Source organism: Winogradskyella sp. ECml5-4 (genome assembly GCF_036903175.1).
GTDB lineage: Bacteria > Bacteroidota > Bacteroidia > Flavobacteriales > Flavobacteriaceae > Winogradskyella > Winogradskyella damuponensis.
The window spans coordinates 200,542-224,501 of the sequence record NZ_JAYJLF010000003.1 but is presented as its reverse complement, the minus strand read 5'-3'; the positions used below and the strand labels follow the sequence as shown (position 1 = coordinate 224,501).

Below are 23,960 nucleotides of genomic sequence, written 5' to 3'. Positions count from 1 at the left end.
CCGTTAAATTAGTGAAACACTAAACTAATTATACCAAAAGCAACCATGAAAATTAAAACGATTACATCTCTACTGCCTGAATTATTTTTAATCGGTTCCGTTATCTATTATTGGACCTTAACTCCTAACCTTTTTAATCCCATTGCTATAGCTTTATTAGCCGTTCTTTTTTATCAAATATTCAGTAAAAAAACGATATTAGGATTACTAATTTCCACTGTCGTTATTATGTTGAGTTTATTTATGGTATTAGCGTCAGTTTCAGAATTAGCTGAATTTACCGTTGTTAATCAAGATTATAACAACCTTCTTATTTTTGGATCCTTGTATTTAGGACTAACCTTACTATTGGCAGGATTTATGTTCTTTAAATATTTAAAACTTCAAATGAAATGAAATTGAAATACGTATGTCTCATCATTGTCATTCTTTCAACGTTTTCTGTAAAAGCACAATTACTTCAAAATAAAGGAAAATTCACACATCAAGATACCTTAAGAGGAAGCATCACGCCAGAACGCGCATGGTGGGATTTAACCTATTATTTTTTAGATCTAAAAATCTTTGAATCTAAGAAATATATTTCAGGCGTAAACACTATAAAATACAAAGTCTTAAAACCTCATCAAGTGATACAAATAGACTTGCAAAAACCAATGCAAATTATTTCAGTATCTCAAGACGGAAAAAAATTACGCGTAAAGCGAGAAGGAAATGCCCATTTTGTAACATTAAAAAAAACTCAAATTATAGATGAAATTAACACACTTTCAGTTGTCTTTGAAGGAAAGCCAAAAGAAGCCAAACGCGCTCCTTGGGATGGTGGATTTTCATGGAAAAAAGATCAAAACGGTAAACATTTTATTGCCACCTCTTGCCAAGGTTTAGGAGCTAGTGTGTGGTGGCCCAACAAAGACCACATGTACGATGAAGTGGATAGTATGCATATTAGGATTACCGCGCCTAAAGATCTCATTCCTGTTTCCAATGGTCGGTTAGTACATATTCAAGATCACCCTAAAGCGAACATATATACCTGGTTTGTAAATAACCCAATTAACAATTATGGCGTTAATGTAAATATTGGTGATTATGTCAATTTCTCTGAAGTCTTTAAAGGTGAAAAAGGGGATTTAGATATGGATTATTGGGTGCTTAAAGATAATTTAGAACTAGCAAAAGCGCATTTTAAAGATGCACCAAAAATGATGAAAGCCTTTGAACATTGGTTTGGTCCTTATCCATTTTATGAAGATAGTTTTAAATTAGTTGAAGTCCCTTATTTAGGCATGGAGCACCAAAGTTCTGTAACCTACGGAAACCAATATAAGCAAGGCTACTTAGGACGCGATTTATCTGGCACAGGTTGGGGTTTAAAATTTGATTTCATTATTATCCACGAAGCTGGTCACGAATGGTTTGCTAACAATATCACCAATAAAGACATCGCTGATATGTGGATTCACGAAGGCTTCACCTCCTACTCAGAAAACTTGTTCTTAGACTATTATTATGGCAAAGAAGCGTCTGCCGATTATGTGATTGGCACACGTGCTAATATTCAAAACGACAAACCTTTAATTGGCACCTACAATGTGAATAATGAAGGCTCTAGCGACATGTATTATAAAGGAGCTAATATGTTGCATACACTTCGTCAACTCATTGAAGATGACGAAAAATGGAGACAAATACTGAGAGGTTTAAATTCTGAATTTTATCATCAAACGGTAACAACGAAGCAGATTGAAGATTACTTAAGTGAGCACTCTGGTATTGATTTAACGGCTTTTTTTAATCAATATTTAAGAACGACTAAAATTCCGACTTTAGAATATGAAATAAAAGCGGGTGAGTTAAAGTATCGCTGGACCGACATTGTTGAAGGGTTTGATATGCCTATTCAAATTGACATTGATGGCAAATCCGAATGGTTATTTCCAAAAGCAGAATGGCAAACTAAAAACATCAAATCGGATAGTTTTAACATTGATCGTGATTTTTACGTTAACTCAAACAAAATATAAAAAGACCTGTCAGGTTTTAAAAACCTGACAGGTCTGAAAACAAAAGATTCCCGCTTTCTCGGGAAATGAACATGGAATTACAAGAATTATATTTTAAAACAGATATAGAATGGCGCGAATGGTTGCTAGACTATCACGATTCTGTAAAAGGTGTTCATTTAATTTTCTACAAAGTCGATCATAAAAAGGACTCTATGCGTTGGGAAGAAGCCGTAAAAGTGGCCCTTTGTTTTGGTTGGATAGATTCCACAGTAAAAAGTTTAGGAGATGGAAAACGTAGACAATATTTTTGTCCGCGAAAGCCCAAAAGTGTCTGGAGTGCGGTAAACAAAAATCACATAGCGCAATTACATAAAGAAAACTTAATCCACCAAAGTGGACATCTGTCTATTCAAATTGCAAAGGAAAATGGCAGTTGGACAGCATTAGACGATGTAGAAAATGGAGTTATTCCTAGCAATCTTCAAAAAGCCTTTGATGCTAACAAAAATGCTTTTGAAAACTACCTCAACTTTGCTCCTAGCTACCGAAAACAGTATTTATATTGGTTAAACCAAGCCAAACGCGAAGCGACAAAACAAAAAAGAATCGCAGAGATTATTAAACTCTGCGATGCTAATATTAAAAGTCGTGATATTTGGTAAATTATAACCCACTAATATAACTTCCATAAGGGTCTTTAAACTGCATGCCTTCAGAATAACGATACTTACTTAATTTTTTAAATTGCGTTAAACCCCAAAGAATAAATTCCTTTTCAAAATAGACATCTTTAGGATCAATTTCTGGCTGATAATCTGCAATTAAAGCATCTAAAGGTGTTACCTCATCTAATTTTGCCTTATAAGTTGCATCATCATAATCATCTAACAATTCAAAACCATCTCCATTAAAAAACCATGAGATTAAGTCATCATAAGGAGTTTCGTCACCTTGCTTTTCTAACTTTTCAACTTTAGGAAAATATTTAGGGAATAAGGTTTTTACTGCTGCTTCCATTAAAGCGTTAGCTACAAAATCGGCGCCTTCTTGTTCTCCTTCGTACACTAATTCCACTTTTCCTGTAATTGCCGGAATCACTCCTGTAAAATCAGATAATCGTACTGAGGTTGTATCGTCTCCAGCAATTAATGCACGACGTTCTGCGGTGCTTAATAAATTCTCAAAAGCCGTAATGCTCATACGCGCACTGACTCCACTTTTTACATCTACATATTCGCTTTCTCTAGCTTCAAAACTGATTTGCTCTAATAAATCTTTCGCTAATTCAGGAACATAAACAGATTCCGATTGTCTCGAATCTAGCTTAGCCTCTTGAGTTGTAATGGTTCTAGCCGTTTCTACAGAATCTGGGTAATGCGTTAAAATCTGAGACCCTATTCTATCTTTTAAAGGAGTTACAATACTGCCTCTATTGGTATAATCTTCAGGATTTGCCGTAAATACAAACTGCATATCTAATGGTAATCGTAATTTGAATCCTCTAATTTGAATATCACCTTCTTGCAAAATATTAAATAAAGCCACTTGAATTCGTGCTTGTAAATCTGGCAATTCGTTTATAACAAAAATGCAACGATTCGCTCTTGGAATCATACCGTAGTGAATGACACGATCATCAGCATAACTCAATTTTAAATTGGCTGCTTTTATAGGATCGACATCACCAATAATATCGGCAACGGTTACATCTGGTGTGGCTAATTTTTCAGCAAAACGATCACTTCTATGTAACCAAGTTATTGGAGTATCATCTCCTTTTTCTGCAATCAACTCTATTGCAAATCTTGAAATAGGTGCTAAGGGATCGTCATTAATTTCAGAACCTGCTACAACTGGAATGTTTTCATCCAACAGATTCACCATCATCCTTGCCAAACGTGTTTTTGCCTGACCTCTTAACCCTAATAAATTAATATTATGCCTAGATAGAATCGCACGTTCTAATTCTGGGATCACGGTATTTTCATAACCATGAATGCCTTCAAACGTCGTTTTCTTATTCTTTATATTTTCAATAAGATTATCTCTCAATTCATCTTTTATAGACTTTGATTGGTAACCTACTTTTTTTAATTCTCCGAGTGTATTTATAGTTTCAATATTCATCTTTATCCTTTAATTCTTTTTTTTCTGTTGTTTTCGTAATCTTCAAAAATCATTTCGCCTAAACCTTTCAATCCTGTATAGAAGGCTTTTCCTCTATTGGCTTGTGTAAATGCTCTAATAAATTGCATTAAATACGGATCTTCTGCAATCATAAAAGTTGTTATCGGAATATGTAAACGTCTTGCCTGTTGTGCCATCGCATAACACTTGTTGGTGATAAACGGATCTAAACCATTACTGTTTTTATAATATTGGCCGTCTGGCATACGTAAGCAACTAGGCTTGCCATCCGTAATCATAAAAATCTGCTTGTTGGTATTTCGTTTTCTGCGCAACATATCCATCGCGAGTTGTAATCCTGCAACGGTATTGGTATGGTAAGGACCGACTTTTAAATAGGGTAATTCTTTGATTTTAATTGGCCAAGCATCATTACCAAAGACTAATATTTCTAAAGTGTCTTTTGGATAACGTGTGGTGATTAATTCGGCTAAAGCCATAGCGACTTTCTTCGCTGGAGTAATTCGGTCCTCACCATAAAGAATCATACTGTGACTGATATCTATCATCAAAACCGTACTCATTTGACTTTTGTGAAGCGTTTCTTCAACCACTAAATCGTCTTCGGTTAGACTAAAATCTCCAATCCCATTATTGATTTGTGCGTTTCTAATGCTTTCAGTCATCGAAACTTTATCTAAACCATCACCAAACTGATAAGGTCTAAAATCACCTGTATGCTCGTCGCCAAGTCCAACACCTTTGCTTTTATGGTTGCCAGAACCACTGCGTTTTATTTTACCAAAAATATGATCTAATGCTTGTTGTCTAATAGCTCGTTCTGTTTTGGCTGTAATTGTCATGGCGCCTTTACCTGCACCAGTAGGATCTAGTTCTTCTCTGATATACCCTTTATTCTTTAAGTCTTCAATAAAATCATCAATGGTATACTCTGGAGTCGTTAATTTGTATTCTTTATCTAGTTCTCGTAACCAATCGATAGCTTCATCAAAATCACCAGAAGTATGTGTAATCAGTTCTTTGAAAATTTCAAAGAGTTTTTCGAAAGGAGATTGATGCGGAGCTTCGTAGGTTTTAAAAACGAAACCCGATTTATTTGTTTTTTCTTTCATGTGTTTTTCTTTATTGTTATTTAACTGACACATGCAGTTTGCGACTATTCTCTGTCTTTCTGAGATGAAATTTTAAGAATGCGCGTTTCATAGCTATGTAAAAATAATGCTTTTAACAACGCTATATTTGAATATTTTAGATTCTAACATTTTATTAACTACTTACAAGTTGTACTAAAATGCCGTTATCCAATTAAAAAATAGTAGGACAAACTTATTGAAGCGCTAGATCAATCATACAATAGCAATAGATAAGAAAAAGACTGTAATAATTGAATTTAAAAAGTGTCTTACAAATCAATTATTACACAAAGTAAAGTGACTTTTTTTTTTAGAAAAAATTAAGCTGTTAAGAAGACTAGGTTGTTGCGATAGACTATTGAATTACTCAATGCGTCTCAAGCCTTCTAAATCTAAAATCATAACATGTTTTCCTGTTGTAGCAATTAAACCTTCCTTTTTAAATTGAGATAAAATTCTAATAGCAGATTCTGTAGCTGTACCAACAAGACTAGCATAATCTTCCCTAGATAATATGACGCTTAAATAACCATCCTTATCCTTATCAAAAGTTTCATGCAAATAAATTAAGACATCTGCCAAGCGTTGCTTCACAGATTTTTGCGCCATATCTACAATGACATTATCTGCTATTCTGAGCTCTTTTGCCATATCTTGAAGCATATCTAGAGAAAAACTGGCATTTTTAGATAAATCGTGAAGAATCTCACTTTTAGGAATAAAACAGACTTCCATCTCATTTACGGCAACAGCTGTAAGGTTAGATTTCTCATCTGATACTAAGGAACGTTGTCCAATTAAATCACCTTTAACAACCAATTTTACAATTTGGTCTTTACCATTGGCACTCAATTTAGACAATTTACAGACACCATCTTTAACGCAAAATATCCCATTGATACTTTCCCCTTCTCTAAAAAGAACTTCTCCTTTTTGAACAAATCTAGACGTCTTACAACCAGAAATCCGAACTAAATCGTCTTTTCCTAAAGCTTTTAAGGCATTAAACTGTCTAATAATACATTGGTCACATTTGCTCATAGGAAAAACAATTAAATTCAAAGTTAATTAAAACATGACAAATATCATAGTTTAAATTCACTAGATTAGTGACTTTTGTTACAGGTATAAATGAGCAAATTATAATATGGAAAGCAAAACTTGTTTTCACTGTGGTGATGACTGTGGTAATCATCCAATTACATTTCAGGACAAATCATTTTGCTGTAATGGCTGTAAAACCGTTTTCGAAATTTTTAACGAAAATGATTTAACCTGTTATTACGATTTACAAAATTCGCCAGGTGCCATTCCAAAGGAAATAGAAGGCAAATTCGATTTTTTATCCCAAGAAAACATTATTGAAAAGTTAACAGAATTTAGAGATGATTCTGTAGAAATAGCCACGCTTTACATTCCACATATTCATTGTAGCTCTTGTATTTGGATCTTAGAAAATCTCAACAAACTCAATCCAAACATTTCAGATTCTCAAGTCAATTTTGGAAAAAAAACAGTTAGAGTCACTTATAACTCTGATGCTACGGATTTAAAATCGGTTGTTTTATTATTAAGCTCTATTGGCTATGAACCTTATATTAGTTTAGACGATTTTAATTCTGGCAAAAAACACATTAACCGAGCCTTAATCTATAAACTTGGAGTTGCTGCTTTTGGTTTTGGTAATATTATGTTTTTATCTTTTCCAGAGTATTTTGAAGTCAACGAATTTTGGTTAGAACAATACAAACCCTTCTTCCGTTGGTTAATGTTTGCGATGTCTTTACCTATTGTGTTTTATTCTGCTCAAGATTATTTTATTTCGGCATACAAAGGTTTAAAGGCTAAAATTTTAAATATTGATGTCCCAATTGCTCTAGGAGTTTCTGTGCTTTTTATTAGAAGTACCATAGAAATTATGTTTGATATTGGTTCTGGCTTTTTTGATAGTTTGGCTGGTTTAATATTTTTTCTTTTGGTTGGTAAATTCTTTCAACAAAAAACCTATGATTTCTTATCCTTTGAGCGCGATTATAAATCGTATTTCCCTATCGCAATAACTAAGATAGACAAAGAAGGTAACGAGAATTCTATTCAGGTTTATGATATTGAAAAAGGTGACCGTATTTTAATTCGGAATGAAGAATTAATCCCTGTGGATGGGATTTTAATTAACGGAAAAGCAAAAATAGATTACAGTTTTGTTACTGGCGAATCACAGACAGTATCAAAACAATCTGGCGATAAATTATTTGCAGGAGGTAAACAAACCAACGGAGTTATTGAAATGGAAGCTCTAAAATCTGTTGAACAAAGTTATCTTACACAATTATGGAGTAATGATGTTTTTAACAAAAACAAAGAAGACGGTTTTACCAATATCACCAATACCATTAGTAAACATTTTACAATAGCGATATTAACGGTTGCTTTTATTGCGACAACTTTTTGGCTGTTTGTAGATTCTAGTAAAGCTATGAATGTATTTACAGCGGTATTAATCATTGCTTGTCCATGTGCCATTGCGCTTTCTGCTCCTTTTACCTTTGGAAACTTATTGAGAATCTTTGGCAAACAAAAATTTTACATAAAAAACGCTAGTGTTATTGAACAGCTAGCACAAATAAACACGGTAATTTTTGATAAAACAGGAACGATTACATCTAACAAAAACAGTAATGCAGAATACGATGGTGAATTACTTTCAGAATCGGAAAATATAGTACTTAAAAATTCCTTGAGAGGTTCAAACCATCCTTTAAGCCGAACCTTATATACCATTTTAAAAGAAAACAATATCATTACACTTGATGCTTTTGAAGAACATATTGGTAAAGGTATTGAGGCCAAACACGAATCGGTTAATATGAAAATTGGTTCTGCAAGTTTTGTTGGCAATCCTAATGAAAGTACGGTTTTAAATACTACTGTTCATGTGAGTAGTAATAATGTCTATAAAGGCAAATTTACCTTTTACAATAGTTATCGAAAAGGGGTTTCAAAATTATTTAATCAATTAAAGCGGCATTTTGATTTGGTTATTCTCTCAGGAGATAATGAAGGTGAACTTGAAAATTTAAAAAAGTTATTACCGGCTAAAACCAAATTAATTTTCAATCAGAAACCAGAAGATAAATTAGAGTTTATTAAGTTCCATCAATCAGAAGGAGCTAAAGTTTTAATGATTGGTGATGGTTTAAATGATGCTGGTGCATTAGCACAGAGTGATGTTGGCATCGCCATATCAGAAGATGTAAACGTCTTTTCACCTGCTTGTGATGCTATTTTAGATGCTTCAAAATTTAAGCAATTATACAACTATATTTTAGCCTCTAAATCAGCTATAAAAATTATTAAATGGAGCTTTGTCGTCTCATTTTTTTATAATATTATTGGATTATACTTTGCTACAACCGGACAATTAGAACCCGTCGTTGCTGCAATATTAATGCCTTTAAGCTCAATTAGTATTGTTGTATTTACAACAGTTGCGACAAATCTTCTAGGAAAACGATTAGAATGATTAAAAATAAGGAAATATGATAAAAATCATGTTTTCAAAACTAGTTCAAACGTAATTTTGGACCATAACTTCAGTAGGTATGAGTGTTATTTATATTTTATTATCAGTTAGCGTCGTAATTGGCGTGGCTTTCTTTGTCATTTTTATAATGGCAGTCAAGTCTGGGCAATATGATGATGACTATACTCCATCTGTACGCATGCTTTTTGAAGACGAATTAATTAAAGAGCAAACCAATACATCTAAACAAACTAAAACTGACTAATTATATTAAATATGGAAATGCAACAATTCTATTACGATAATAAAATCGTTAAAAAATTCCTTTATGCTACCATTCTATGGGGAGTTGTTGGAATGCTTGTAGGGCTCATTTTGGCCTTTATGTTTTTATTCCCTAACATGACCGATGGTATCTCTTGGTTGAGTTTTGGTCGATTAAGACCATTACACACCAACGCGGTCATCTTTGCCTTTGTTGGTAATGCTATTTTTGCTGGTGTATATTACTCTACCCAGCGTCTATTGAAGGCAAGAATGTTTAGTGACTTTTTAAGTAACTTAAATTTCTGGGGATGGCAACTTATTATCGTCGCAGCTGCTATAACATTGCCTTTAGGTTATTCTACATCTAAAGAATATGCAGAGCTAGAATGGCCTATAGATATTGCTATTGCCTTAATTTGGGTTGCATTTGGTATTAACCTTATTGGTACCATGATAAAACGTCGTCAACGTCACTTATATGTTGCTCTATGGTTTTACTTAGCAACGTTTGTAACGGTTGCGGTACTTCACATATTTAATAGTTTAGCACTTCCTGTAAGCTTTACTGGTATGAAGAGTTATTCTGTTTATGCAGGTGTACAAGATGCCTTAGTACAATGGTGGTATGGTCATAATGCTGTTGCATTTTTCTTAACAACACCATTCTTAGGTTTAATGTATTACTTTGTACCTAAAGCGGCCAACAGACCTGTTTACTCTTATAGATTATCTATCGTTCACTTTTGGTCGTTAATCTTTATCTATATTTGGGCAGGTCCACACCACTTATTATATACTGCTCTACCAGAATGGGCACAACACTTAGGTGTTGCATTCTCAATTATGTTATTAATGCCATCTTGGGGTGGTATGATTAACGGACTATTAACCTTGCGTGGTGCGTGGGACAAAGTACGTACAGATCCCGTTTTAAAATTTATGGTAGTGGCCATTACTGGTTATGGTATGGCAACATTTGAAGGTCCAATGCTTTCGCTTAAAAATGTAAATGCTATTGCTCACTTTACCGATTGGATTATTGCTCACGTTCACGTTGGAGCATTAGCTTGGAATGGTTTCTTAGCCTTTGGTATGATTTATTGGTTAATCCCAAGATTATTTAAAACCAAATTATACTCTATTGGTTTAGCCAATATGCATTTCTGGATAGGTACTTTAGGTATCATGTTATATGCATTACCACTTTATGTAGCAGGTTTTGCACAAGCAAGTATGTGGAAACAATTTAATCCAGATGGCACATTAGTTTATGGTAACTTTTTAGAAACTGTAACCGAAATTATGCCAATGTATTGGATGCGTGCTATTGGTGGTACACTTTATATTACGGGTATGCTAATTTTAGTATATAATGTTATAAGAACTGTTGCTAAATCTGATCATAAAGTAACTGATGAATTAGCCGAAGCACCTGCATTAAAACGTGTGTCTAAAGGTCGTGTTGCAGGAGAAGGATGGCACACTTGGTTAGAGCGTAAGCCTGTACTATTAACTATATATGCTACCATAGCTATTTTAATTGGTGGTATTGTTCAAATTGTACCAACTATTGTTGTAAAATCAAATATTCCAACAATTAGCACGGTTAAACCATATACTCCTTTAGAACTTGAAGGTAGAGATCTTTATATTAGAGAAGGTTGTGTGGGCTGTCACTCACAAATGATACGTCCTTTTAGATCTGAAGTAGAGCGTTATGGAGAATACTCTAAAGCAGGTGAATTTGTTTACGATCATCCATTCCTTTGGGGAAGTAAACGTACAGGGCCAGATTTACATCGTATTGGAGGCAAGTACTCAGACAACTGGCACTTTAACCACATGTACGATCCACAAAGTACATCTTCAGGCTCTATTATGCCAGCTTACCAATGGTTAATTAGAAATGAACTAGACAAGTCTAGCACTGAAATGAAAATGGAAACAATGGTTTCTTTAGGTGTACCATATACTGAAGAAGATATTGCAAACGCACAAATAGATATGCTAGAGCAAGGTATTCAAATTGAAAAAAACCTATACAATGATCCAGATTTTGTAGCCTCTTATGAAGCTGATAAAGCTGCTTCAGGTGATGAATTCGTAGAAATGCGAAATAGAGAAATCGTGGCTTTAATTGCTTATTTACAGCGATTAGGAACCGATATTAAAGTAAAAGATATTTTAGACGAAACCGCTCAAAACTAACTCATTATGTTCAAATTTGTAAAAGGCCACTTGGAAAGTATCATAGGTATAGAAATATACCCTATGATATCCCTTCTTATTTTCTTTATCTTCTTTGTTGTATTATTCTACTGGGTAATCACAGCTAAGAAAGATTATATAACCACTGTTAGTAATATACCATTAGACAACCAAAACGATACCGAAATATGAGACATTTAATCCCATCATACGTAAGAGTACCTGTAGTGTTTTTTGCCATTGCCGGACTCATAGAATACTTTGTAGATTCAGGAGATCAGCCTGCCTTTATGGAGCAGCCTATTATCTTACTCTTTTTACTATTAGTATTATTAGTGCTTATTGCTATTGAAGGTATTGTAAATTCATTAGATAATATTCTCTATCAAAGTTTAGATGAAGAAGGTAAAAAACGTTATTTAGCTTCTCAAACTAAAACACCTCAGTTTACAAAAGTTAAAGCACTTTACTCAAAATTAGTAGGAAAGCATAAACCTATTGAAGAAGAAGGCGAAATTATTCTAGATCATAATTACGACGGTATTAGAGAATTAGATAATAATTTACCGCCATGGTGGATATATTCTTTCTACATCTCAATAATTTTCGCTGTAGTTTATATGGTACGTTATCATGTTTTGGATGCAGACAATCAATTTGTAGAATATGAAATTGAATATGCAGAGGCTAACAAAGCAATTGAAGAATACAAGAAAACAGCAAAAGGTTTAGTTGACTTTAATACTGTGGAACTATTGACCGAAACAGCAGATTTAAACGCTGGTAAAAAGATTTTTGAAACCAACTGTGTTGCTTGTCACATGGCAGATGGTGGTGGTGGTATTGGACCAAACCTTACCGATGACCACTGGATTTTAGGTGGAGGTATCAAAAATGTTTTTAAAACAGTTTCTGAAGGCGGACGCTCTGGTAAAGGAATGATTGCATGGAAACAAAGTTTAAAGCCTCTTGAAATCGCACAAGTATCAAGTTATGTTTTACAGTTTCAAGGTACAACTCCTGCTAATCCTAAAGATGCAGAAGGTGATATTTGGGTAGATGATGACTCTAAAGAGTAATAAAGAAACAATATAATAAGATTTGTTTCTAATTAATATTTAAGTTGAAAAACAATGGAAACGCCAGAAAATGAAGTTTTTAGAGATTCAATTGGAACAATTGATGAAGAAGGTAAACGTAAATGGGTCTTCCCTAAAAAACCCTCTGGACCATTATATGAAAAGCGTAAATTAGTAAGCTATTTTTTATTAGCATTTTTACTGGCTGCTCCGTTCATAAAAATTAATGGTAATCAGTTTCTATTATTTAACATATTAGAAAGGCGCTTTAATATTTTTGGATTTCCATTTTGGCCTCAAGATTTTTACCTCTTTGTGGTATCCATGCTAATAGGTGTTGTTTTTATTACACTATTTACCGTAGGCTTTGGTCGTGTGTTTTGTGGATGGATTTGTCCGCAAACCATCTTTTTAGAAATGGTTTTTAGACGTATTGAATATTGGATCGATGGTGATCGTAACAAACAAATGCGTTTAGATCGTCAGAAATGGGATGCTGAAAAAATCAAAAAACGCCTATTAAAATGGTTTATCTTTTTAGTTATATCATTTTTAATTGCAAATGTTTTCTTAGCCTATTTAATAGGTGGAGATAAACTTATAAAATACATAACCGAAGGCCCTTTTGAACATACAGGTACACTTATCCCGCTTCTAATATTTACAGCTGTATTCTATTTTGTATTTGCCTGGTTTAGAGAACAAGTGTGTATCATTGCATGTCCTTATGGTCGCCTGCAAGGTGTACTTTTAGATAATAAATCTATCGTTGTTGCATACGATTACAAACGTGGCGAAGCTGAAAATGGTAGAAAGAAATTCAGAAAAAACGAAGACAGAGAAGCTCTAGGTCATGGAGATTGTATTGATTGTTCTCAATGTGTTAACGTTTGTCCAACAGGAATAGACATTAGAAACGGTACGCAATTAGAATGTGTTAACTGCACTGCATGTATAGATGAATGTGATCATATCATGGAAAGTATTAACCTGCCAAAAGGGTTGATACGTTTTGCTAGTGAAGATAATATTGAGAAAAAAGAGCCTTTTAAACTCACGGCTCGAATGAAAGGTTACATAGCTGTACTTACCATTTTAATTGGCATATTAGCAGGTATGTTACTTTTACGTAGTGATGTTGAAGCTAGAATATTACGATTACCAGGACAATTATATGAGCACAAGGATAACGATATTATAAGCAACGTTTATACCTTTAAACTGGTAAATAAAACCTCTAGAGAAATAGATGATCTAACCTTTAAACTAAGAGGTTGGGATGGAGATATACATATTGTTTCTACTTCTGAGACCTTTGTTGTTGAGCCACAAGGCATAGCCGAAGGCACATTGTTTATAGAACTTAAACAAAGTGATTTATCAGGAGATAAAAATGACGTTATGATAGATCTCTATAGTAAAGATGAACTCATTGAAACCACCTCTGTAACCTTCTTAGGTCCTAGAAGTTTTAATTAGTGATCATTACAAATTAATGTTGACCTGAGTTTAATTCAGGGTGACAAAATAAATATAATTATGAAAATAAATTGGGGAACAGGAATCGTTATTGCATTTGTATGCTTTATTTCGTTTATCATGTACTTTGTCATAAGCATGAGTACAGATAAAAAGTATGACCATGATTTAGTAATTGAAGATTATTACGGACAAGAGCTGCAATTTCAAGCTGATTTAGATCACGAAGAAAATGCAAAAAATCTTAAAACCAATGTGTCTTGGAAAAAAACTAATGAAGGCATTGTTATTTCATTTCCAGAAGATTTAGATGTTCAAAAGATTGAAGGTAAAGTGTTCCTATATAGACCATCTAACAAGCAATTAGATTTTGAAACACCGATTTCACTGTCTAACCACAATTTGCTCATACCTGACAAACGCTTGTTGGATGGTCGTTGGAACATTAAAGTAGATTGGAAATATAACACAAATTCTTATCTCTTTAAAAAAGAAATCACCTATTAAATGTTAGCATCTGCATTCATATTAGGGTTATTAGGTAGCCTACACTGCGTTGGTATGTGTGGTCCTATTGCCTTTATGTTGCCTGTAGATAGATCTAACTCCTTTAAAAAAGTAAGCCAAATTAGTATATACCACTTTGGTAGACTACTAGCTTACAGTATTATAGGATTGGTTTTTGGACTCGTTGGAAAAAGTTTTTCACTTTTTGGAATACAACAGCAACTTTCTATTGTTATTGGAATTTTAATGATAGTTATAGTCCTCTTACCTCAAAACATAATAGGAAAGTATAACCTCACAAAACCGTTATACAAAGGTATTTCTAAAGTTAAATCCTCTTTAGGAAAAGCTTTAAAAAAGAAAACAGCAGATACGTTTTTAACTATTGGTTTTCTCAATGGCTTTTTGCCTTGTGGCTTAGTCTACATGGCTGTCTTTGGATCTATAGCCACTGGCAGTTTGTTAGAAGGTAGTATTTATATGGTTTTATTCGGACTCGGAACCATTCCTTTAATGACAACAGCCATTTATTTAGGTAAATTTTTAAATAGTACTATAAAACAACGTATTCAAAAAGCAATTCCTGTTTTTGTTGTAGTTATTGGATTATTATTTATTCTGCGTGGTTTAGGCATAGGTATTCCTTACCTCTCGCCTGCTCCAGTAATAGAGATGGCTTCAAGTGCTATTGAATGCCATTAAACACATTTTAATTGAGACAAAACTATCTTATTTAAAATATATAACTTATCTTTGTTATATAAATTAACAAACCTATGTTTTCTAAAGCTTGTGAATACGGAATTAAAGCCAGCATTTTTATTGCAGTAAATTCTTCTGAAAACAGACGTGTAAGTCCTAAAGAAATTTCTGAAGAGATTGATTCACCTCAGGCATTTACCGCAAAAATATTGCAAGCCTTAGTTAGAAACAACATTGTGAAGTCGGTTAGAGGAGCTTACGGTGGTTTTGAAATTGATAAAGATAAAATTGCCACAATAAAACTCTCTCAAATTGTTTTTGCTATTGATGGAGATAACATTTATAAGGGCTGCGGATTAGGTTTACATACCTGCGATGAAAATCATCCTTGCCCTGTACACGATAAATTTAAAGTCGTTAGAGAAGAACTAAGAGAAATGCTAGAAAACACAACTTTAGAGCAGTTAGCCCTAGATATTAAATCTGGTGTCTCATTTCTAAAGATCTAAAAAAAATTTGAACACAAATAGGATAAACTTATCCGAAATAAAATTATAATATGGAAACACTTCAAAAAAATACCCAAAAAGAAATAGGACAATATGTTGCCGATGATTTTAGAACCGCAGCTATTTTTTCTAAATACAAAATTGATTTTTGTTGTAATGGTAATCGAACAGTAGAAGAAGCTTGCGATAAAAAAGGTATTGATAGCAATCTGCTCATGGATGAACTTAATCAGGTTTTAAACTCTAAAGGTGCTGAAACTATAGATTACAAATCTTGGCCTTTAGATTTATTGGCTGAATATATTGAAAAGAAACATCACCGATATGTCGAAGAGAAAACCCCTGTGCTACGTCAGTTTTTAGATAAATTATGTCGTGTGCACGGCGAGCGTCATCCAGAATTGTTTAAAATTAATGAATTGTTTACAGCTTCTGCAGGAGAATTAGCATCACACATGAAAAAAGAGGAACTCATCCTTTTTCCATTCATTAAAAAGATGGTAAACGCTAAATTAGAAGATCAAACAGTACAATCTCCTCAATTTGGAACCGTTGAAAACCCTATTGCCATGATGATGGAAGAGCACGATAACGAAGGAGCTCGATTTAGAGAGATTGATGCACTCACTAATAATTACACTCCACCTGCAGATGCTTGTAATACCTATAAAGTCACTTTTGCGATGTTGGAAGAGTTTGAAAAAGATTTGCATTTACATATTCATTTAGAGAATAATATTTTATTCCCTGAAGCTATAAAATTAGAACAACAGTTTAGTTAATAGCAATCCCTTAATACATTTCTAAACTTGAAAATCCTAAAATGTTATCCCTTGCATTTTGGGATTTTCTTCTTATTAATCTGTATATTTCTAAATCGTAATCTTAACGATGCCAAAAAAGTTAGTTGTTATATGTCTAATTAATTTTCTAATTGCAGCCCTAATGGGTTTGGCACTGCGCTTTTCATTTTTAGAATCTATTGGTATAAATTATCGGTTTTTAACACATGCGCACTCTCATGTTGCCATGTTAGGTTGGGTGTATTTAATGCTGTTTACACTGTTTGTTCATTATTTTATTCCTAATGAGCCTAAGATTTTTAATCGCTTGTTTTGGCTCACAGAACTTGCTGTTGTTGGTATGATGATTAGTTTCCCCATACAAGGTTATGCAGCACTATCCATAACATTTTCAACATTACATATCTTTTGTAGTTACTACTTTGTGTTTCTCATCTGGAAACATCTTAAGACAAAGTCTACTGCAACCGAAAAATTGTTAAAAGTATCACTCCTATTTATGATGATTTCTACCATTGGAGTTTGGTGTTTAGGACCTGCGGTTTCCATACTTGGATCAACTTCGGCCTTTTATCACATTGCCATTCAATTCTTTTTACACTTTCAGTTTAACGGTTGGTTTTTAATTGCTGTTATTACTGTGTTTTTTCATCTATTAAAAGTTGAAGACTCTAAACTATTTAGGCAGTTTTACAGGTTGTTAATTGCATCTACAATACTAACATTTGCCTTACCAATTCAATGGTTTGCGCCTCATTCGAGCTTGCCATGGATTAATGGTGTGGGTGTTATACTTCAAGTTTTAATGCTTTATAAATTCTTTCAACTTATAAAGCCTAATTCGTATTTAGCATGGCGCAAAGAATCAAAGCTTGTGACTTATATGTACGGTTTTGCATTGGTCTGTTTTATCTTAAAAGTACTGTTTCAAACCGTATCTATTTGGCCGGAATTCTCTGCCGTTGTTTACAATCACCGCAATTTTGTTATCGGATTTATTCACCTACTTATGCTGGGTGTCATTTCAGGCTTTTTATGGGCTTTTATTTTAAAAAGCAATTTCGTAAGCAATTCTAAAACTTTAAATTTTGGTGTGTACAGTTTCCTTTTAGGCTTTGTTTTAACTGAAGTGCTGCTATTAATTCAAGGAATTATGTTTTACTTCGGAACCGGAATTCTACCCCATTATTACCTGTTATTATTTTTATTTAGCATCCTTTTACCATTAGGTATCAGTGCTTTATTATTCACTATTATTAAACAAGAAACTTATGCAACCTAAACCACAAAAACGCCATAAAGCACTTCAACCATTAAGCAGAGAACATCATCATGGCTTATTATTATCTTGGAAAATTAGAGCCGGATTTAGTAAAGACATCGCCCCTAAACGCATTAGAGCTTATGCCGATTGGTTTTTTGAAAATCACTTAATTCCCCATTTTGAAATAGAAGAAACTCACATTTTCACCATTTTAGAGCCTGAAAACGAATTAATAAAACGCGCATTAGCGGAACACAGAAGATTAAAGCGTTTGTTTGAAGATCGTGACGACGACTTAAAAACCTTGAGTAAAATTGAAGAAGAATTAGAACAGCACATCCGATTTGAAGAACGCATCTTATTTCCCGAAATTCAGAAAGTAGGAACTGAAGCACAATTACGTCACATTGAAATTATACATCAACCTGAAAAATTTGAAGACAACGAAAGTGATGTCTTTTGGAAATCGTAAATTCAATTCATGATTTATGTCATTGCAGCTATTAATAAGTTTCCGTAACTTTAAGTAAAAGTTTTTTAATCATGAAAAAAGTACTTTTACTTACAGATTTTTCTAAGAATGCTACAAATGCAATTAGGTATGCAATGCAGTTTTTTGAGTCTAAAACATGTACATTTTACATTATGTATGTGCATAAAGTAAGTGGATATGTTACAGACGATTTATTAATGTCGCCAAAAAATTCTATTCACGATTCTATCACTAAAAAACCACAAGAGAAACTCGATGCCTTAATCGAAAAATTGAAAAATGATACCAAAACTCAAGATTATCATTTTGAAACGATAATAGATTTTGATGTGTTTACCGATGCAATTAACCAGGTGGTTCAGAAATTTTCTATCGATTTTGTAGTCATGGGAAGTAACGGAGCGTCTAATGTAAAAGAAGTTATTTTTGGTAGTAACACCATTAATGTTGTTGAGAAAGTAAAATGTAAAACCATAGTTGTACCAAGTAATTATAGTTTTTCGCCTGTTAAACAATTTTTGGTATCCTTAAATACAGATGATCGTTTTAGTAGTCACTTACTAGAACATATTATAGATTTTATAGAAGATTTTAAACTGAAACTTCACATTCTTAGAATTAGCTCAGAAAATGATGCCTCTAACATTTCATTACAAGATAAGGAAAGCATTGCATTATTAGATTCTAAATACCACCTTGTAGAAGGTGTACCCATAGATTATGCTGTTTCAAGCTACATACAAACCAACCCCATAGATATAACCGCTTTTATTACTCAAGATAAATCCTTTTTAAAACGCTTATTTAGTGCCTCTCCAAGTAAAGAGTTAACATCTAGAATGAAATTACCACTCTTAGTATTGCACTGTCATTAAACCTATATTAAAATAAATCTAAACCTTAAAAATTATGATAAAGTCCTTAAATAAAGAAGAGTGCCAATTGATTTTGAGCCAAAATTACATAGGGCATCTAGCATATATTTATCAAAACAAACCTTTTGTTGTACCTATTACTTATTTTTATTCAGATAATAGAATTATTTGTTACTCAGGTGATGGACATAAAATTAGCGCCATGCGTCAACACGATAAAGTAGCATTAGAAGTTGCTGAAATAACCTCAATTACCAACTGGAGATCTGCTGTAGCTCATGGTCAATTTATAGAACTGGAACGCAGTAGTGCAAAAGCCATGTTACATGAATTTTCTTTAGGAGTAAAAGGTGTTATAATGCGAAAAGAGTTACGCGATTTAGATTTTATTAGTGAGTTTTCTGCTAAAATAGATTCTGACGATATTCCTACAGTTTTTGTTATAAATATTGAAGAATTTACAGGAAAAATAAGACATGACTAAATAGACTTCCTAAGTCTTAAAGACTACAGCAGTGTCTTTTAAATTCGTTATAAAACTATTGAAACACACTGCTGTTTCTTTTTAAATTTCCCCTAATATTGGGAATTATGCTAAGCTTTAATTATTCAGTGTTGTTTTAAATAAACTTGGTTTAACCGTAATCATTAACCAAGCCCAATTATTAGCATTGTCTTTATTGCCCGCTTTTAAAACCTCCATCGTTTCTGTGGCAAACATTTGCGAATAGCCTACGTTAAAACTGATGTCTTTGGTCCACTTATAACCCAATACCAAATCTAATTCGGTGCCCAATGCATTGCTCATTTCTTTTCCTGTCTGGTCTACAACAGTTGCCGCAGATGAAAATATATGAGGCGTTAGTTTTGCTGAAAATCGCTCTTTTTGGTACTCTAAGCTCGCTTTAAAATCTAGTAATCCTACAGAACTAGAATGGTTACCCACATAAAAATAATCCATCAATCCATTAAATTTATGATTCGTACCAAACCAAGGATTAAATGATTTTAGCTTGTTTTCAGTAGTGTTCATATCAGTACCTGAAAGATATTCTATACCTAATCCCGTTTTAAATTCAGCATTAATTTTATAAAAGGCATTAGCCGCAATATTAAAAGCACTCAAATCTGTGTTTGCTATTGCCCCAGTTTGAAAATAGATAGACGCATCAGTCTGCCATTTGTTTTTTTGGAATGTCATTCTAGAACCTATGGTCTGGTTATAATCTACTTTTTGCTCATCGTTTTCATCCATATAGGTTAAACCGTTGTTTAATAGTAAAACACTTAATCCAACATTTTTCAGATTAGTATGATACCATATATATTGAAATGCCTTATAATTATTAATGGCATAATCTGTGTCAAAAACAGTTTCTTCATTTGCATTTAGAGCCAAACCAAAATCGAAACGATTCGTTGTATTTGGTTGGTAAGTGGTAACTATAGCATCATGGCTTCTAGCTTGTTGTGCCCAGCCTACATTTCCAAAAATTCTGTGGTCATCGTAATTGATTTCTTGTCGACCTAATTTTACGGCTAATTTTGGATTAAAAACTAATTCTGCCCAAGCTTCATGCAATGCAATTCCGTTTTTGTCTTCCAAAGACGTAGTTGGAACATCGCCCCAAACTCTCACATTTTGAAACGATACAAAAGCATTCAATGTTTCACTTCCGTAATTAAAATTTAATCGTGTACGTTGCGATATAAATGTTGCAGCGTCTACATCATCTGGAATCAGCGTTTTATAACCATGTCTGTATTCAAATCGTGGTCTTAATTCTGCCGAAATTTCAAACTCTTGAGCATAGGATGTCATTACAACTCCTAAGCAAAGAATTGTTAGTAGTATTTTCATCTTTAAATTAGTATTGGGTTAACTGAAGGATGGCTTCAATAGTTTCTTTATTATCTACGCCTAAACCTTCTTGTTGGTGTTTTAATTCTCCTGCTGGATTAAACACACTAATAATATTAGAATGCGAAAAGTCTATTGGAGAAATCTCTTTATATTTTACAGATAATACATTGGCAAATTCTCTAACTCCATCAACTGTACCTTGTAAAAACGTCCATTGCTCACCGTCCATTTCATTTTCTATGGCGAATGCTTTTAGACGCTCAGGAGTATCTGTTTCAGGATCAATAGAGACCAATGCGAATTGTACATTCTCAATATTTTCAGTAGGAATTTTAGCTTCAATATTTCGCATATCGGCCACCAATCTTGGGCAAGCTGCTTTACACGAGGTATAAATCATTACCATAACTAAAGTTTTTCCTTTAAGGTCTTCAAGTTGAATTTCATTACCTTCTTCAGTATGCCATTTACTCGTTAAGTTGAAAATAGATTCCTCTGAAATCTCATCAGTTTCTATATCTTTTGAAGCTGTTTCTAATTGTTTTAAATCCATGTTACAAACAGGACAGCTACCTGCTTCATCATAAGTTTTGTCTCCTTCGCATTGCATTGGACATTGGTACATAACTAATGCTGTGTCAGATGTTTTTGATGCATCCGATTTGCATGATGTTACAACCATTAACAATACCAACACTGAGATTGTTAATTTTAAATAGTTACTCACGTTATTTATATGGATGACGTGTTTGTGATTTTTCTTTGAAACGTTCATTTGTTTTCTTTTTTAATATCTTGTACGCATCTAAAGCCTAGGTTTTTCATAGAGTATTTAGCTTTTAAACTTCCTCTAATGGCATAACGCATAAATGCAGCATAATTCATTAAATCTGTAGCATTAACTGCTGCACTTCCACAGAATAGATTACTATCCTTATCTACATCTTTTCTAGATTCTCCAGTGATTAATACCGAATTAAAATCTAAAGTCCATTCCCAAACTAAACCGTGTAAATCGTAAACGCCCCAAGCATTTTTTGGTGTTTCACCGATGCGGCTTTCCTTTGTTCTAGGAGCTTCGTACCAAGCTAAAATTTGTGCGTTATAAGATGGTTTAACACGTGCATCTTTTGTGGTTTCGTCTGCCATGGCAACATATTCCCATTCGTCAATTGTTGGTAAACGTTTATTTTGACATTCGCAATAGGCTTTTGCAGCAAACCACGACACGTAGTTAACCGGACTATTAGGGTGAATAGAGTCGTTTGGTTCTAAATCGGTTTTCCAATTAGATAAATAGCTTTTATCTGCAAATAACGACACAATCTTAGATTTCCTCCATTTAGGATTATCTTTTAAAAATTGCTTATAATTTTCAGTAGATACAGGATAGATATCCATCTTAAAATCTTTGACTTCAACGACTGTAGAATCTCTTCCGTATAAAGGAATATAACGGCTCCCTTCTATAAGAACCATGTCTTTAGCCTGCCCAAACATTAAAGATTGAACTCCTAAACACAACATGAACAAACTAAAGACTTTGGTTTTCATAATATTATTTCTTTTTAACGTCGTCAACCATCTTTTTGGTTACTACTTTTTTAGAATTTCCCCAACTGTTGTAAACGTAAGTTAATACATTGGCGACATCGTCTGAAGAAATCATTTGCTTGGTCATAACGCTATTATACCTCTCACCGTTTACAGTGATTTCGCCACTTAATCCATTGATAACAACTCCAATTGCTCTATCTACATCGGCATTTAAATAATCTGACTTTGCCAAAGGAGGAAACGCATTAGGAATACCTTGCCCTTCGGCTTGGTGACAAGCAAAACAGGTTTGCATATAGATTTGTTTTCCAAATTCCATTTGTTCTTCAAAAGATTTTGCTGGAATTTCAGATTCTACAATTTCATCAGTTGTTGGCATGTTTTGTATTCCTGGTCCTTCAGGCAAATAAATACCTTCTCTAATTTCACCAGAGTAGATTTTCTTTTCTTCTTCACCTTCCACTTTAAGCATTCCTAAAGCCCCTTTATTAAAGGCTCTAAAAATGGAATGATCTACTAAGATAAATGTTCCTGGAACATCAACTCTAAACTCTACTATAGCTGCACCTCCTGCCGGAATTAATGTAGTTTGTACATTTTCATTTACGAGGTCACCACCTTCAACGTGTACTTTATCAAATATTTCACCAATAACATGGAAAGAAGAGACGAGGTTTGGCCCACCATTACCAACATAGAGTCTAACCGTTTCGCCTACTTTGGCTGTTATGGCATTGTCGCCAGTTAATGCACCAACGCTTCCGTTAAATACAACATAGTCGGCATTTTCGTCAACGGCTTTTTGCATATCAAAAGGCTGTAAGCCACGTTCACCGTTTTTACCTTTGGTGTAAAAATCACCTTGCATAATATAATATTCCTTATCTACTTGCGGTAGTCCGCCTTCTGGTTCTACGAGAATAAGACCATACATTCCATTTGCAATATGCATTCCTACAGGTGCTGTTGCACAGTGGTAAACATAAAGGCCTGGGTTTAATGTTTTAAAGGAAAATGTTTTTTCATGTCCTGGTGCTACAAAAGAAGATTCTGCTCCACCTCCTGGCCCCGTTACAGCATGTAAATCTATATTGTGTGGTAGTTTATTGTCTGGGTGATTAGATAATGTAAATTCTACTTCATCACCTACTCGTGTTCTAATAAAACTACCTGGTACAGAACCTCCAAAGGTCCAATATACATACTTTACTCCATCTGTTAATTCGCCTTCTTCTTCAAGAATTTCCATATTAACAATAAGCTTTTTTGCCTTTCGTCTACCAACTGGTGTTGGTACATTTGGCGGAGCAGTTAATTCTGCTATCATTTCTCTACTTACGGGAATTTCTGCGGTACTAGAATTCTCTTTTTGATCATTCTCTTTACAAGATGATAAAATGAGTAATCCTGAAGCTACAATGCCTAATAATAATTTTAATGTTCTCATTTTGGTTGTGGTTTTTAGTGTTTAAAAATATAATTACATCTATCTATTTTAAATAGGACAAAATTGTCTTATTAATAATCAAAAGTAGCTTAT

The 23,960-nt window shown here is 33.6% G+C and carries 24 protein-coding genes; 17 read left to right on the top strand and 7 right to left on the bottom strand.

Going from position 1 to position 23,960, the window contains the following annotated elements:
- Positions 1-45 precede the first annotated feature (45 nt).
- The 3 genes from VDP25_RS04275 (at position 46) to VDP25_RS04265 (ending at position 2,671) form a co-directional block, all read left to right on the top strand.
- Positions 46-396, top strand: coding sequence for a hypothetical protein (locus VDP25_RS04275; protein ID WP_334467247.1), 351 nt, complete (start codon positions 46-48; stop codon positions 394-396).
- Positions 393-2,027, top strand: coding sequence for a M1 family metallopeptidase (locus tag VDP25_RS04270; RefSeq protein ID WP_334467245.1), 1,635 nt, complete (start codon positions 393-395; stop codon positions 2,025-2,027). The genes VDP25_RS04275 and VDP25_RS04270 overlap by 4 nt, the downstream gene beginning before the upstream one ends.
- A 71-nt stretch (positions 2,028-2,098) precedes the next feature.
- Positions 2,099-2,671 (top strand): YdeI/OmpD-associated family protein, encoded by a 573-nt coding sequence (locus VDP25_RS04265; protein WP_334467243.1) that lies wholly within the window; start codon positions 2,099-2,101, stop codon positions 2,669-2,671.
- Between the two features lies 1 nt (position 2,672).
- Here the strand turns inward: VDP25_RS04265 and VDP25_RS04260 are convergent, their stop codons facing one another.
- The 3 genes from VDP25_RS04260 to VDP25_RS04250 all read right to left on the bottom strand — a co-directional run bounded on the left by VDP25_RS04260 (position 2,673) and on the right by VDP25_RS04250 (position 6,331).
- Positions 2,673-4,136, bottom strand: a complete 1,464-nt coding sequence (locus tag VDP25_RS04260) for a magnesium chelatase (RefSeq protein WP_334467241.1) — start codon at positions 4,134-4,136, stop codon at positions 2,673-2,675.
- A 2-nt stretch (positions 4,137-4,138) separates the two neighbouring features.
- Positions 4,139-5,269: a vWA domain-containing protein gene (locus tag VDP25_RS04255; protein ID WP_334467240.1), complete on the bottom strand. Its 1,131-nt coding sequence runs from the start codon at positions 5,267-5,269 to the stop codon at positions 4,139-4,141.
- A 384-nt stretch (positions 5,270-5,653) separates the two neighbouring features.
- Positions 5,654-6,331 (bottom strand): Crp/Fnr family transcriptional regulator, encoded by a 678-nt coding sequence (locus tag VDP25_RS04250; protein ID WP_215925360.1) that lies wholly within the window; start codon positions 6,329-6,331, stop codon positions 5,654-5,656.
- 106 nt (positions 6,332-6,437) lie between these two features.
- On the opposite strand from VDP25_RS04250, the gene VDP25_RS04245 reads away from it, so the two are divergent.
- From VDP25_RS04245 to VDP25_RS04180, 14 genes are all read left to right on the top strand, one after another.
- Positions 6,438-8,813 carry a heavy metal translocating P-type ATPase gene (locus VDP25_RS04245; protein ID WP_334467237.1) on the top strand — a complete coding sequence of 792 codons (2,376 nt, stop codon included), beginning with the start codon at positions 6,438-6,440 and terminating at the stop codon, positions 8,811-8,813.
- A gap of 79 nt (positions 8,814-8,892) precedes the next feature.
- Entirely contained in the window at positions 8,893-9,078 is a 186-nt protein-coding gene (gene ccoS / locus VDP25_RS04240; protein ID WP_215925362.1) for a cbb3-type cytochrome oxidase assembly protein CcoS, read from the top strand.
- Positions 9,079-9,089: 11 nt separating this feature from the next.
- Complete coding sequence (ccoN, locus tag VDP25_RS04235; RefSeq protein ID WP_215925363.1) at positions 9,090-11,288, top strand: cytochrome-c oxidase, cbb3-type subunit I; 2,199 nt, start codon at positions 9,090-9,092, stop codon at positions 11,286-11,288.
- A 6-nt stretch (positions 11,289-11,294) separates the two neighbouring features.
- Complete coding sequence (locus VDP25_RS04230) at positions 11,295-11,480, top strand: CcoQ/FixQ family Cbb3-type cytochrome c oxidase assembly chaperone (protein ID WP_215925364.1); 186 nt, start codon at positions 11,295-11,297, stop codon at positions 11,478-11,480.
- On the top strand, positions 11,477-12,367 hold the full coding sequence (locus VDP25_RS04225) for a cbb3-type cytochrome c oxidase N-terminal domain-containing protein (protein ID WP_334467234.1): 891 nt from the start codon (positions 11,477-11,479) through the stop codon (positions 12,365-12,367). Before VDP25_RS04230 ends, VDP25_RS04225 begins: the two co-directional genes overlap by 4 nt.
- A 54-nt stretch (positions 12,368-12,421) precedes the next feature.
- Positions 12,422-13,846, top strand: a complete 1,425-nt coding sequence (gene ccoG / locus VDP25_RS04220; RefSeq protein WP_334467232.1) for a cytochrome c oxidase accessory protein CcoG — start codon at positions 12,422-12,424, stop codon at positions 13,844-13,846.
- Between the two features lie 60 nt (positions 13,847-13,906).
- Complete coding sequence (locus VDP25_RS04215) at positions 13,907-14,353, top strand: FixH family protein (protein WP_334467230.1); 447 nt, start codon at positions 13,907-13,909, stop codon at positions 14,351-14,353.
- A complete protein-coding gene (locus VDP25_RS04210) occupies positions 14,354-15,055 on the top strand; it encodes a sulfite exporter TauE/SafE family protein (RefSeq protein ID WP_334467228.1) in 702 nt (233 codons plus the stop codon).
- Positions 15,056-15,129: 74 nt separating this feature from the next.
- Positions 15,130-15,564, top strand: coding sequence for an RrF2 family transcriptional regulator (locus VDP25_RS04205; RefSeq protein ID WP_334467227.1), 435 nt, complete (start codon positions 15,130-15,132; stop codon positions 15,562-15,564).
- Positions 15,565-15,614: 50 nt separating this feature from the next.
- The gene (gene ric, locus VDP25_RS04200) at positions 15,615-16,346 is read left to right on the top strand and encodes an iron-sulfur cluster repair di-iron protein (RefSeq protein ID WP_334467225.1); all 732 of its coding nucleotides are present in this window, start codon (positions 15,615-15,617) and stop codon (positions 16,344-16,346) included.
- A gap of 109 nt (positions 16,347-16,455) precedes the next feature.
- Positions 16,456-17,649, top strand: coding sequence for a hypothetical protein (locus tag VDP25_RS04195; RefSeq protein WP_334467223.1), 1,194 nt, complete (start codon positions 16,456-16,458; stop codon positions 17,647-17,649).
- Complete coding sequence (locus VDP25_RS04190) at positions 17,639-18,103, top strand: hemerythrin domain-containing protein (RefSeq protein ID WP_334467221.1); 465 nt, start codon at positions 17,639-17,641, stop codon at positions 18,101-18,103. Before VDP25_RS04195 ends, VDP25_RS04190 begins: the two co-directional genes overlap by 11 nt.
- 71 nt (positions 18,104-18,174) lie before the next feature.
- Positions 18,175-18,999, top strand: coding sequence for a universal stress protein (locus VDP25_RS04185; RefSeq protein WP_334467220.1), 825 nt, complete (start codon positions 18,175-18,177; stop codon positions 18,997-18,999).
- A 34-nt stretch (positions 19,000-19,033) separates the two neighbouring features.
- Positions 19,034-19,483, top strand: coding sequence for a pyridoxamine 5'-phosphate oxidase family protein (locus tag VDP25_RS04180; protein WP_334467218.1), 450 nt, complete (start codon positions 19,034-19,036; stop codon positions 19,481-19,483).
- A gap of 117 nt (positions 19,484-19,600) precedes the next feature.
- Here the strand turns inward: VDP25_RS04180 and VDP25_RS04175 are convergent, their stop codons facing one another.
- The 4 genes from VDP25_RS04175 to nirK all read right to left on the bottom strand — a co-directional run bounded on the left by VDP25_RS04175 (position 19,601) and on the right by nirK (position 23,867).
- Positions 19,601-20,860 carry an alginate export family protein gene (locus VDP25_RS04175; RefSeq protein ID WP_334467217.1) on the bottom strand — a complete coding sequence of 420 codons (1,260 nt, stop codon included), beginning with the start codon at positions 20,858-20,860 and terminating at the stop codon, positions 19,601-19,603.
- Positions 20,861-20,867: 7 nt separating this feature from the next.
- A complete protein-coding gene (locus tag VDP25_RS04170; protein WP_425583513.1) occupies positions 20,868-21,488 on the bottom strand; it encodes an SCO family protein in 621 nt (206 codons plus the stop codon).
- Between the two features lie 146 nt (positions 21,489-21,634).
- The gene (locus VDP25_RS04165; protein ID WP_334467216.1) at positions 21,635-22,417 is read right to left on the bottom strand and encodes a formylglycine-generating enzyme family protein; all 783 of its coding nucleotides are present in this window, start codon (positions 22,415-22,417) and stop codon (positions 21,635-21,637) included.
- 4 nt (positions 22,418-22,421) lie between these two features.
- Positions 22,422-23,867: a copper-containing nitrite reductase gene (nirK, locus tag VDP25_RS04160; protein ID WP_334467214.1), complete on the bottom strand. Its 1,446-nt coding sequence runs from the start codon at positions 23,865-23,867 to the stop codon at positions 22,422-22,424.
- Positions 23,868-23,960: the final 93 nt, after the last annotated feature.